The sequence below is a fragment of the Vibrio sp. 10N.222.52.C3 genome (assembly GCF_041474195.1).
Taxonomy (GTDB): Bacteria; Pseudomonadota; Gammaproteobacteria; order Enterobacterales; family Vibrionaceae; genus Vibrio; species Vibrio crassostreae_C.
Genome location: NZ_JBFRTQ010000073.1, coordinates 1 through 12,500 on the forward strand (window position 1 = coordinate 1; position 12,500 = coordinate 12,500).

Consider the following 12,500-nt stretch of genomic DNA (forward strand, 5'->3'; position numbering starts at 1 on the left):
CTCCTCCTACTCGATTGTGTTCTTATGATTTGTTTTATTATTTGAAGCTGAGTGAGAGTTACTCGACGTCTTCTTCCTCGACATCCAAATCGAGTTCTACATCTAGAGGTTCGGCAGAAAGAATGATGCCAGTGTTGTCTGCGTAGAGGTAATCTTCAGGTAAGAAGGTCACGCTGCCAAAGTTCACTGGAACGTCTAATTCACCGACACCTTCTTGGCTCGCACCAACAGGGATAGAAGCCAAGGCTTGGATACCTAGGTTCATGTCTTCAAGCTCATCGACTTCACGAACGCACCCGTAAACCACAATCCCTTCCCACTCATTGTCTTCGGCAAGTAGGGCTATCTCAGCATCGATCAGCGCTTTACGTAGTGAGCCGCCCCCATCGATTAACAACACACGCCCCAGACCGTCTTGCTCTAGTACAGAGCGAATCAAAGCGTTGTCTTCAAAACACTTTAATGTCGTGATCTGTCCTGCGAAGGATGCACGTCCACCGAAGTTGCTGAACATTGGCTCCACGACATCAACTTGATCCAAATATATGTCGCACAGTGCTGAAGTGTTGTATTCCATTAGTATACCTTTTGAACAATGAGCTTACTTTGAGTATATCGGCGCTTGATCCCTTTGCAATGATTAGTCTCATTTAACTCAATAGAGTTTGAGCTACGACAACCCCTGCAAACAATAGGTTAGTGACCAGTGAGCATTTCACAATCACGGGCATCATTGGTGCAATTTGCGCTGGCTTTTCGGTTTCCCAAACGGCTTTGCCATGCTTGTAAACAATAATAATGCTCAGCAAAAACGGCAGGCTGATCCAGACCGGTTTTTCTTGAATAAGCAGGTAGATAGCGAAAGACGCAAGGGCGAGGCCAAGCAGAGCAAAATGATAGTGTTTGGCTTTGCGTTGCCCTAGGCGAACCGCCATGGTGCGCTTACCACATTCGCTGTCGTTTTCGATATCACGCATGTTGTTGATATTGAGTACCGCAACCGCCATCAAGCCACAGCCCAATGCCGGAAGGAATAGGCTTGGTTCAACATGGCCAGTGTGCAAGAAGTAAGTCCCTGAAACACCTAATAAACCGAAGAAGATAAATACCGATAAGTCGCCAAGGCCAATATAGCCATAAGGCTTATTACCGACGGTATAAGCGATGGCAGCAACAATGGCTAATATGCCTAACGCAATGAAAGATAAGATACTTTCAATCGAGGTTAAGGCATGAAAAATAAGAATCAGCCCAGCGACCATAGTAAACACGATGTTGAGGATGATCGCTTGCTTCATGGTTTTCGCTGTTACCGCGCCAGATTGCATGGCACGTGTTGGCCCCAGACGATTTTCGTTGTCTGTGCCTTTTACGGCGTCGCCATAGTCATTGGCTAGGTTCGATAAAATCTGTAATAGGGTGGCGGTTAAAAATGCCAGTAGGGCTATCGATAAAGAAAACTGACCACCGGCGAACGCTAAACTACTTCCTGTAAGAATAGAGACAAGTGCGAGAGGCAGAGTTTTTGGTCGTGCGGCATCAAGCCAGATCAGTAGAGATTGTTTCATCGTAGGTCTAATTCTTTGTAAGTCTTCGTTTCATACTGTGATTTGAGTATACGCCCATTTTTCGGGTAATAAAAAGCCCACTCGAAAGTGGGCCTTGAATTCGCTTATTAGCTGCTATTTCTTTGAGATAGAGCAATAAGTTAGAGTTTGGTGTGCTACAGGATGAAGCGGCTTAGGTCTTCGTCTTCAACGAATTCGCCAAGTTTCGATGTTACGTAAGCTTCATCAATCACTAGCTTGCTGCCAGCTTTGTCTGTTGCTTCGAATGAAATCTCATCCATTAGACGCTCCATCACTGTGTGTAGACGACGCGCACCGATGTTCTCAGTGGTTTCGTTTACGCGCCATGCTGCGTCCGCAATCTGGTTGATGCCATCTTCAGTGAACTCAATGTTGACATCTTCTGTTTTCATTAGGGCAATGTATTGCTCTGTTAGAGATGCTTTTGGCTCAGTTAGGATGCGTTTGAAGTCATGTGCTGATAGTGCTTCAAGTTCTACGCGGATTGGTAGACGACCTTGTAGCTCAGGGATCAGGTCAGATGGCTTAGCCACTTGGAATGCGCCTGATGTGATAAACAAGATGTGGTCAGTTTTAACCATACCGTGCTTGGTTGATACTGTGCTGCCTTCGATAAGAGGCAGTAGGTCACGCTGAACACCTTCGCGAGATACATCTGGGCCTGAACTGTCGCCACGCTTACAGATTTTGTCGATCTCATCGATGAATACGATGCCGTTGTTTTCAGCGTTGAAGATCGCGTTCTCTTTCAGCTCTTCTTGGTTCACAAGCTTCGCAGCTTCTTCTTCCGTCAGTGCTTTGAATGCGTCTTTGATTTTCATCTTACGCTTTTTCTTGGTGTCGCCCGCTAGGTTTTGGAACATGCCTTGCAGCTGGTTTGTCATCTCTTCCATGCCTGGAGGTGACATGATTTCAACGCCCATTTGCGGTGCGGCTACATCAACTTCAATCTCTTTGTCATCTAGCTTACCTTCACGCAGTTTCTTGCGGAAAATCTGACGAGTGTTTGAAGAGGTTGTGTCTTCAGTTGATTGCTCGTTCTGACCCCAAGCATCACGCGCTGGTGGTAGAAGGGCATCAAGAATGCGTTCTTCAGCTTGTTCTTCAGCGCGGTATTGTACTTTTTCCATCGCTTGTTGGTGCGTCATCTTGATCGCAACGTCCGTTAGATCACGGATGATGGTTTCAACTTCTTTACCAACGTAACCCACTTCGGTGAACTTAGTCGCTTCTACCTTGATGAAAGGCGCGTTTGCTAATTTCGCTAGGCGGCGAGCGATTTCAGTTTTACCTACACCCGTTGGGCCAATCATCAGGATGTTTTTTGGCGATACTTCAACACGTAGGCTTTCTTCAAGCTGCATACGGCGCCAGCGGTTACGAAGAGCGATAGCCACTGAGCGCTTAGCGTTGTCTTGGCCGATAATGTGGCGATTGAGTTCGTGAACAATTTCGCGAGGAGTCATCTCAGACATGGTTTTTCCTTAATTCTTTAATCACTGTTGAATACAACGTTATTGATGGAAGCGGTCGTTACTCTGGCTTTGGCAGCTCAACGGTGCTTTCTAGTTCTTCAATAGTGTGGTGATGGTTGGTGAAGACACAGATGTCGCCTGCAATGTTCAGCGACTTTTCTGCGATTTCACGCGCATCTAAATCAGTATTTTCTAATAGTGCAGTAGCGGCTGCTTGAGCGAAGTTTCCGCCCGAACCGATCGCAATCAGGTCGTTCTCAGGTTGAACTACGTCACCGTTACCTGTGATGATCAGTGAAGCGGTCTCATCCGCTACTGCTAACAGTGCTTCTAACTTACGTAGAGCACGGTCGCTACGCCAATCCTTCGCTAGCTCAACTGCCGCTTTGGTGAGATGGCCTTGGTGCATTTGCAGCTTGCTTTCAAATTTTTCGAATAGCGTGAAAGCATCAGCCGTACCGCCAGCAAAACCGGCCAGTACTTTGTTGTTGTATAGGCGACGTACTTTACGGGCGTTGCCCTTCATTACTGTATTGCCCAGAGATACTTGTCCATCACCCGCGATGACGACTTTATTATTACGACGTACAGATACAATGGTAGTCACGAGTCGACCTCTTTTGATTATTATTTATGGTTACTACTTATATGTGGCTCCACTATCATGAATTCAAGTGCCACTTTTAATGGTATGTCATATCAAAAAAACTAAATGTTACCAGTTATTTCAAATATCCATTACCTGTTGAGCCTATGTGTGGCAAGGGTTGGTGGGTTAATAGTTTGTGATAAATATAAAAAAAGATAAAACAAATTTCTAACGTGAAATGGTTAACACTTTTTGTTTGATTTATAAGGAATGATGTTCACTAATCAGTGGTATTCACTGCATAAGGAGTAGTGTGATGAATAGTGACAATATCAGTTTTTTTAATAGAGATATGGATCTGGATGAGCTGTCTATACTGCATCATCTGATGTATCAGGAGGCGGGCGAGTGTTCAACAGAACATCTAAAAAACTCGGTTAACGTTTTTCTTAAACGTCCATTTCCTAACGTTTTAGCGCACTTGGATTTTTTTGGTTACATCGAGATAAATAAGGAGCAGGTCTACCTGACTGACTTTGGGCTTGAGTACTACGAACAAGTACCTCAGTTTCGTTAAAACGCACTCTTTTGATTAACATACTGGTATTGCTTGTGCGATGAACTATTGAACGCTTTCAAACAGCAATAGGGGGAATCCTCTTCCCCCTATTATATATTGAGTTGATTAAGACCCGTCTTTCCAAATAGCGCAAGGTTCAATTTTCGCTCGTTGCAGCTTATGGCGATCGCGTTCTGCGTCACGCTTCAACTTGTATGGCCCTAAAACCACACGGTACCAGCTACTGCCATCTTTCTTGCGGATCTCACTTGAGATACCTTGGAAGGCAATATCCAACTTACGTGCTTCTGCCTGCGACGAGGTTTTGTAAGCGCCACACTGCATGATGTAAGGGATCTTAGAGATCTGTTGCTCTTTGGCTTTTACTTCAATCTCGCGGCTTGGCAGCGTTTCAACGTAGTCCCACTTCTCTTCAGGAGGCGGCGGAATCACTTTCGCTGGTTTTGGCTTAGGTTTTGGTTTGGTTGCCACAGGCGTTGGTGCAGGCGGCTCAGGATCATTACTCAATAGGTAAAGTCCGTAACCAAAACCACCGGCAAGGAGGATCGCCAAAAGACCACTGCGCCAAGGTTTACGGCGAGGGGCTTGTTTTTTGGTCGGTTTTTTCGTGCCACGACCGCGCTTTACATAATCTCTATTAGCCACAAGACAATTCAATAGTTGCTGATTCTGCCCTCATGGTAATCCAGATTGCGCGAGGATAATAGTGCAGAAATGGAAGCGGCACATCAAAATGTGCCGCAGATTTATAAGGGTATTTCTAAGGGTTATATTCGAGGTGGCGCTGTACTGCCTCGAACCACTAATTTAGCTTCAAGCAGACGCGAACCTGCTTGCACATCGTTGCCTTTTAATAGATCAAGCATCATCAACATCGCTTGGCGTCCAATCTCATAACGAGGCTGAGAAATGGTGGTTAGCGGTGGATCGCAGTATTGAGCAAATTGGATGTCATCGAAGCCGACAATCGATAGGTCTTGAGGAACGCGCAAGCCCAGCTTCTTCGTTTCTTGAATCGCACCAATCGCCATCGCATCGTTGTGACAGAAGATAGCTGTAGGTTGTTCAGGAAGTGCCAGTAATTGACGAACCGCTTGAGCGCCCGCTTCAAAGGTGAAGTCACCGACCGTGCTATAGGCTGGATTCATTGAGACTCCGGCGCGACGCAGCGCTTGCTGGTAGCCTTGTTGGCGGAACTTACACAGTGTTGCCGATACTGGTCCTGAAATTTGAGCAATACGCTTATGACCTAACTGAGCTAGGTAGTTCACCGCTTCAAAGGCAGAGGTCAGGTTATCGATGTGTACCGTAGGCAGTTCAAGCTCAGGGGCAAACTCACACGCCATTACCATCGGCGGTAAATTCTTTTGTTCAGGTTTGCTGACATCAAACGGATGGTCAGTACCCAGCAGCAACATGCCGTCGGCTTGTTTGGTGAAAACTAAGTTAACAAACGAAGACTCGCGCTTCTTTTGCTGGCCGCTATCACCCAGTAGAACAAGGTAATCATTTTCTACTGCGGCATCTTCGATACCACGAATGATCTCGGCGAAATAAGGGTCACAGATGTCAGGAACAATAGTGATGATGGTTTTTGATTCGTTGCGACGTAAGTTTCTAGCTAATGTATTGGGTGAGTATCCAGCTTCAAGTACTGCTGTTTCCACTCGTTTGCGAGTCGAAACTGAGACTTTCTCAGGGTTCATCAATGCACGTGATACCGTGGCTGTTGAGACGCCTGCTAGCTGGGCAACATCCTTCATTGTCGCCATAAATTAAACCCTCTTTTAAGTTCCTTTGCCGCCTAAGCATCTAAGGCGTGAATAATAAATGTAATCGAATAGATATTATGAAAGTGTTGCTAACACTTTTTTTATTGCAATATTTTATTCGTTTAATCCGTGTAAAGTTACGGCTAGATTAACAAAAATCACATGACTAGTGTGAAGTTGCTCACGATAAATATGAAATATTTGTGAACAAACTTATCGTTAGTTTTAACCCAAGTGGGTTTAGCTCAAATCTTGCGGCTCAATATCGAGTGACCAACGGACTTTTTTCGCAGCAGGTAACATATTGATGGCCGGCTTGGCACTCATTAATAGCTTCTGCATTAACGAGCGCGTCTGAGTTTGTAAGATTAACTGCCAGCGAGATTTGCCCGCTCGTTTTGCTAACGGAGCCGGGGTTGGCCCTAACACCATGCAATATTGATCAAACAGCGGGTGCGATTCCAATGTGTGACGAACTTGACGTAAGAACTCTTCCACCAAGCGCGTGTCGTTCGCTTCTGCTCTAAACAGCGTCATAAAGGTATAAGGTGGCAACATAGCCTGTTTACGCTCTGCCAAGGCCGTTTGAGCAAAGTGGTTATAATCTTTATGTAGTAGCGCCTGCAGCAGCCCGTGTTCTGGGTGGTGCGTTTGTAAGATCACCTCACCTGGCTTACTAGCACGACCTGCACGACCAGCCACTTGAATAAAAAGCTGAGCAAGACGCTCAGAGGCTCGGAAGTCACTGCTGTATAAAGAGCCATCGACATCCAATAACGCCACGAGTGTCACATCAGGGAAATGGTGGCCCTTAGCAAGCATCTGCGTACCGATAAGAATTTGATATTCCCCCTTACGAATCGACTCTAGTGCGCTTTCTAAGCTGCCTTTACGGCGGGTGCTGTCACGGTCAATACGAATGGTTTTGTATTCAGGGAATAGTTGGCCAAGCTGAGCCTCTAACTGCTCGGTACCGACACCCACAGTCACTAAGTTCGCAGACCCACAACCTTGGCAATTGTGCACGATATGCTGTTGCGAGCCACAATGGTGGCAGCGCATTTCATTACTGTATTGATGGTAGGTATAGTACGCATCACAGCGCTTACACTCGGCTGTCCAACCACAATCGTGACACATCAATGCCGGAGAAAATCCTCGGCGGTTGAGAAACAACATCACTTGGTTGCCAGATTTTAGGTGTCGTTGCATCTCGGCAATGAGTGACGCAGACAAACCACTTTCCAGATATTCACCTTTTACATCTAGCACTTTATTGGTGGTTGGCAGTGCAACACCCGCACGTGAAGTAAGGGTGAGATAACTGTATTTACCAATCTGAGCGTTGTGCAGTGTTTCAAAGGCCGGAGTCGCCGAGCCTAACACTATTGGAATCTGTGCTTTATGAGCACGCATGATCGCCACATCACGAGCGTGGTAGCGCAGGCTATCTTGCTGTTTATAAGACGCGTCGTGTTCTTCATCGACAATGATAATACCTAGGTCAGCAAATGGCGTGAACAGAGCTGAACGGGTACCAATCACGATGCCTGCTATTTTATCGCGCGCCGATAACCACGCATTCAGGCGTTCTGAATCGTTTAAACCTGAGTGGATAACCTCAACAGGCACATTAAAGCGTCGCTTAAAGCGGTTAATCGTTTGAGGAGTGAGACCAATCTCGGGCACGAGCACTAACGCTTGTTTACCTTGATCGAGAATCGGCTTAATCATATTCAGGTAAACCTCGGTCTTACCTGAGCCAGTAACGCCCTCTAACAGGAAACAACCAAAGTCGGTTTGGCTATTTACGGTCGCAATCGCGATGGCTTGTTCGGCATTGAGCTTAGGTTTGTCTTGGTCGTTTTCAAGATCAACTGGCCACGCCTGACGCTTCGGCTTTTTCTCTACCGATTCAATCCAGCCTTTCTCTTCTAGTGTCTTGAGTACGGCGCTGCCAACTTCTTCATCAATGAACTCTTGATGGGGAACGGGGCCGTGCTCAAGCATGTGCATCACTTTGGCTTGTTTGACTGCGCGACCAAAACCTTGCATCAGTTGGTCTTTGCCTGATGGAGTTAACTGCCACTCAACCAGCGTTGCGAAGTCGGCGGCTTTGCCTTTTCTTAGAGCGCTCGGAAGGGCGTTAGCAAAGGTCTCGCCAAGAGGGTACTGATAAAATTGACTGCACCACATTAACAGTGAATAGACAGATTCCGGCCAAACGGGTTGGTTGTCTAATAAGGCTTTAATGGGTTTGAGCTTGTCTAGCTCGAATTCAGATTCGTTAACCAGAGCCGTGACAATACCGGTTAAGGTTTGTCGTCCAAAAGGCACAGAGACTCGTCCACCAATAATCGGAAATAGATGGCTAGGAATCTTGTAATCGAACTGCTTGTCGAGTGGAACAGGCAGTGCCACGCGGGCAATCATTGGACGCATAAAGGGACGGCTTTATCTGAGTTGACGAGAGCGAACAGTCTAAAGGATAAGGCGGTTAAATTCGAGAAGCAGTTTGGATGAAGGCGGCGAGTTAACGTATACAGACAACGACAGCTCGAAATCTCAGGGCGATAAAGGAAATAAAGAGAGAATTGGTGAAAAATGTATCAAATCAGTTGATCCTGCTTTATAGATTCATTACTATACTGCGCCTTAAAGGTATGGCTTCATCACTCTTTTGTGTCGATGCGGTGTCTTTATTTCTTTTTTTAAACTACGTGTGGTGTGCGGCTTAGAATCGTATAGCGACACGGCCTACTTGAGGTTATCCCATGAAAGCTGGAATCCACCCAGAATACAAAGCAGTTACTGCAACTTGTTCTTGCGGCAACACATTTGAGTTCAACTCAACGCTAGCAAAAGAATCAATCCACCTAGACGTATGTGACAAATGTCACCCGTTCTACACTGGTAAGCAACGTATCGTAGATACTGGCGGCCGTGTTGATCGCTTCAACAAGCGTTTCGGTGCTCTTTCTAGCAAGAAGTAATTCTCGCTATTTAGACATGAAAAAGGACACTTCGGTGTCCTTTTTTGTTGCCTGTAATTTGAGAAAGCACTGACTTCTATTCAAGCATCACTCTCACCCAACGATAAGTTGCCTCTCTATTCTATTTCAGGGCAATTCCTTGCGTATCTCTCTTCACCAAAATTCAGCACGAAACTTCAACAAGCGATAGTAATTTCAACTGCTCACTGGTCTTATTAGTAGTGAAATCTCGTTTTTTAATGAGACAGAGGCTTCAACCACCTAGGAACTTTGAAGTACATCCATTAACATGAACAAGATCCCCCAAATAATAATATCCTAGGAACCTACACCTATGTCTGAAGACAGCAGCCAAGCTCAATCCTCTCAAGAATTATCACCTCAAGAACAATTCCGTCAGCAAGCTCTTGATTACCATGAGTTCCCAATTCCAGGCAAAATTGCCGTAGAACTGACGAAGCCTGCAAACTCTGCAGAAGACCTAGCACTTGCATACAGCCCAGGCGTGGCTGAGCCTGTTCGCGAGATCGCACAGAACGTTGATAACGTTTATAAGTACACAGGTAAAGGCAACATGGTTGCAGTTATCTCTAACGGTACAGCGATTCTTGGCCTAGGTAACCTTGGCCCTATTGCTTCTAAACCTGTTATGGAAGGCAAAGCGCTCCTGTTTAAGCGTTTTGCTGGTTTAGATTCTATCGATATTGAAGTAAAACACCGCACAATCGATGAGTTCGTTGATACAGTTGCGAATATCGCAGATACATTCGGCGGTATTAACCTGGAAGACATCAAAGCACCAGACTGTTTTGAGATTGAACGTCGCCTGATTGAACGTTGTGATGTTCCGGTATTCCACGATGACCAACACGGTACTGCGATTGTAACGGCAGCGGGTATGCTGAATGCGATCGAGCTTCAAGGTAAGAAACTTGAAGAGTGTAAGATCGTTTGTTTAGGTGCTGGCGCAGCGGCGGTTGCTTGTATGGAACTACTGATTAAGTGTGGCGCTCAGCGTGAAAAAATCTACATGCTTGACCGTAAAGGTGTGATCCATACTCGTCGTGATGACCTAAACGAATACAAAGAGCTGTTCGCAAATAACACTGATAAGCGTACGCTTGAAGATGTTATCGAAGGCGCTGACCTGTTCTTGGGTGTATCGGGGCCGAATCTACTGCCTGCTGAAGCACTAACGCTGATGGCTGATAAGCCTGTTGTGTTTGCATGTTCAAACCCAGATCCAGAGATCAAGCCTGAGCTTGCACACGAAGTTCGTTCTGACCTAATCATGGGTACAGGCCGCAGTGATTACCCTAACCAAGTAAACAACGTACTTTGTTTCCCATTCATTTTCCGTGGTGCACTAGACGTGCGTGCGAGCGAAATCAATGACGAAATGAAGCTAGCGGCGGTTAAAGCGATTCGTGAACTGGCGAAAGAAGAAGTTCCAGCTGAAGTACTAGCAGCTGCGGGCGAGACTGCACTGGAGTTCGGTAAGGGTTACATCATTCCTAAGCCAATGGACCCACGTCTACTTCCTCGCGTAGCACGAGCAGTTGCGGAAGCGGCTGTTGAATCTGGCGTAGCTCGTATCGAGATGCCTGCTAACTATATGGCTTAATAGCTGTTGCTCTATTGAGCCAAAAAGAATAATAAAAAACCGACTCATCTGGAGTCGGTTTTTTTATGTCTATCATTCACAGCGCAATCATAAAAAGCTATGCGCGATGTGATAAATAAGGTTCAGCTAGAGCGAATCAATAATGAAGGCAGTGACTGAGTTGTTTTTATTCTTCGTCAAACGCTTCGAACTCGATACCCATCTCTGTCATCAGCTTTTTCACTTCAGCAGGAATATCGTCTGGGCGGTCTTTACGAAGGTCTTCATCCGTTGGTAGTGGTTGGCCTGTGTACGCATGTAGAAAGGCTTCGCACAGTAGCTCACTGTTTGTTGCATGGCGTAGGTTATTAATCTGGCGGCGAGTACGCTCGTCAGTAAGAACCTTTAACACTTTTAGAGGGATAGAAACTGTAATTTTCTTTACTTGTTCGCTTTTCTTTCCATGCTCAGCATATGGGCTTATGTATTCACCATTCCAGTCGGCCATTGCGTACCTTCATCACTTTAGTTGTTAGAATAAATTAATAGTGGTGATTTTAGCGGGATTTACTGCCATAAGCAAAGACATATAGACGTCTAGAAGTGTTGACGTCTCACGTTTATGAAAGTAAAGTGAATAACATATATCTAACACAGCCGCAAAATGCCGACAAGCCGCTGTGATTCTCAGACGCAAAACTTGTAAGGAAGCACCTATGAGCAGCCGGAAGCCAGCAACAATCGCAGTACGTACTGGTATCGAGTCAGACACGCAACACCATGCCGTTGTCCCACCCATTTATCTTTCGACTAACTATGGGTTTCCCGCTTTTGGTGAAGTGCCAAAGTACGATTACACCCGTTCTGGTAACCCAAACCGCGGTTTATTAGAGACGGCACTGTTTGAGCTTGAATCAGGCAAAGGCGCGGTTGTGACTAACTGTGGTACTTCGGCGCTTAACTTATGGGTTTCGGCTTTCTTAGGCGGCGATGATCTTATTATTGCACCGCACGATTGCTACGGCGGTACTTACCGTCTGTTTAACACTCGCTCGCTAAAAGGTGACTTCAAAGTTCTGTTCGTTGATCAATCGGATCAAGCAGCGCTGGATGCGGCGCTCGCGCTTAAGCCAAAGTTGATCTTAATTGAAACCCCATCGAATCCACTGGTTCGCGTGGTTGATATTGCAGAAACTTGCCGTAAAGCGAAAGAGGTTGGTGCTCTGGTTGCTGTCGACAACACGTTTTTGACACCTGTGTTCCAAAAGCCTTTAGAGCTGGGTGCTGATTTTGTTATCCACTCAACCACTAAGTACATCAATGGACACTCAGATGTTATTGGTGGCGTTGTGGTCACTAAGACAGAAGAACACGCTGAAGAGTTAGCATGGTGGGGCAACTGTATTGGTGCGACCGGCACACCATTTGATAGCTACATGACTTTACGTGGTATTCGTACGCTAGGTGCGCGTATGCGAGTTCACGAAGAAAGCTCACGTGAAATTCTAGCGTCTCTGCAGCAACAAGATCTTGTTGGCACTATTTACCACCCAAGCCTTCCTGAACATCCGGGTCATGATATCGCGAAGAAACAGCAATCGGGCTTTGGTTCCATGCTGAGTTTTGAGTTTGCGGGCTCATTCGAGGCGCTTAAATACTTTGTTGATAAGTTAGAGCTGTTTTCTTTGGCAGAATCATTGGGCGGTGTTGAAAGCCTGATTTGTCACCCTGCATCGATGACTCACCGCGCGATGGGTGAAGAAGCCTTAGCAGAAGCGGGTGTTTCTCAGCAACTACTGCGTCTATCTGTTGGCCTTGAAGATGCAGAAGACCTAATCGATGACCTCAAGCAAGCGTTTGAAAGAACACAGCGCTTTATCGCTGAAGGGGAGGGTTAAT

Annotated in this window: 12 protein-coding genes; 4 read left to right on the forward strand and 8 right to left on the reverse strand. The window is 46.0% G+C overall.

What is annotated here, in order from left to right; translation table 11 throughout:
* Positions 1 to 58: 58 nt before the first annotated feature.
* The 4 genes from rraA to hslV form a co-directional block, all read right to left on the reverse strand.
* A complete protein-coding gene (gene rraA, locus AB4517_RS11720) occupies positions 59 to 577 on the reverse strand; it encodes a ribonuclease E activity regulator RraA (protein WP_017061152.1) in 519 nt (172 codons plus the stop codon).
* A gap of 73 nt (positions 578 to 650) precedes the next feature.
* Positions 651 to 1,568, reverse strand: coding sequence for a 1,4-dihydroxy-2-naphthoate polyprenyltransferase (locus AB4517_RS11725; RefSeq protein ID WP_017061151.1), 918 nt, complete (start codon positions 1,566 to 1,568; stop codon positions 651 to 653).
* 155 nt (positions 1,569 to 1,723) lie between these two features.
* Positions 1,724 to 3,064, reverse strand: coding sequence for an HslU--HslV peptidase ATPase subunit (hslU, locus tag AB4517_RS11730; RefSeq protein ID WP_017061150.1), 1,341 nt, complete (start codon positions 3,062 to 3,064; stop codon positions 1,724 to 1,726).
* Between the two features lie 58 nt (positions 3,065 to 3,122).
* Positions 3,123 to 3,671, reverse strand: a complete 549-nt coding sequence (gene hslV, locus AB4517_RS11735) for an ATP-dependent protease subunit HslV (protein ID WP_004729692.1) — start codon at positions 3,669 to 3,671, stop codon at positions 3,123 to 3,125.
* Between the two features lie 298 nt (positions 3,672 to 3,969).
* Between hslV and AB4517_RS11740 the strand changes: the two genes are divergently transcribed.
* A complete protein-coding gene (locus tag AB4517_RS11740; protein ID WP_017061149.1) occupies positions 3,970 to 4,230 on the forward strand; it encodes a hypothetical protein in 261 nt (86 codons plus the stop codon).
* 108 nt (positions 4,231 to 4,338) lie between these two features.
* On the opposite strand, the gene AB4517_RS11745 is transcribed toward AB4517_RS11740, so the two are convergent.
* From AB4517_RS11745 to priA, 3 genes are all read right to left on the reverse strand, one after another.
* Positions 4,339 to 4,878, reverse strand: coding sequence for an SPOR domain-containing protein (locus tag AB4517_RS11745; RefSeq protein WP_017061148.1), 540 nt, complete (start codon positions 4,876 to 4,878; stop codon positions 4,339 to 4,341).
* Between the two features lie 122 nt (positions 4,879 to 5,000).
* The gene (gene cytR, locus AB4517_RS11750) at positions 5,001 to 6,005 is read right to left on the reverse strand and encodes a DNA-binding transcriptional regulator CytR (RefSeq protein WP_017061147.1); all 1,005 of its coding nucleotides are present in this window, start codon (positions 6,003 to 6,005) and stop codon (positions 5,001 to 5,003) included.
* Between the two features lie 240 nt (positions 6,006 to 6,245).
* Positions 6,246 to 8,447, reverse strand: coding sequence for a primosomal protein N' (gene priA, locus AB4517_RS11755; RefSeq protein WP_372083260.1), 2,202 nt, complete (start codon positions 8,445 to 8,447; stop codon positions 6,246 to 6,248).
* A gap of 332 nt (positions 8,448 to 8,779) precedes the next feature.
* Between priA and rpmE the strand changes: the two genes are divergently transcribed.
* Entirely contained in the window at positions 8,780 to 8,998 is a 219-nt protein-coding gene (gene rpmE, locus AB4517_RS11760; RefSeq protein ID WP_004737142.1) for a 50S ribosomal protein L31, read from the forward strand.
* Between the two features lie 334 nt (positions 8,999 to 9,332).
* Entirely contained in the window at positions 9,333 to 10,622 is a 1,290-nt protein-coding gene (locus AB4517_RS11765) for a malic enzyme-like NAD(P)-binding protein (RefSeq protein ID WP_017061144.1), read from the forward strand.
* 166 nt (positions 10,623 to 10,788) lie between these two features.
* Here the strand turns inward: AB4517_RS11765 and metJ are convergent, their stop codons facing one another.
* On the reverse strand, positions 10,789 to 11,109 hold the full coding sequence (gene metJ / locus AB4517_RS11770; RefSeq protein ID WP_004415993.1) for a met regulon transcriptional regulator MetJ: 321 nt from the start codon (positions 11,107 to 11,109) through the stop codon (positions 10,789 to 10,791).
* 208 nt (positions 11,110 to 11,317) lie between these two features.
* Between metJ and AB4517_RS11775 the strand changes: the two genes are divergently transcribed.
* Positions 11,318 to 12,499 (forward strand): O-succinylhomoserine (thiol)-lyase, encoded by a 1,182-nt coding sequence (locus tag AB4517_RS11775; RefSeq protein WP_017063681.1) that lies wholly within the window; start codon positions 11,318 to 11,320, stop codon positions 12,497 to 12,499.
* Position 12,500: the final 1 nt, after the last annotated feature.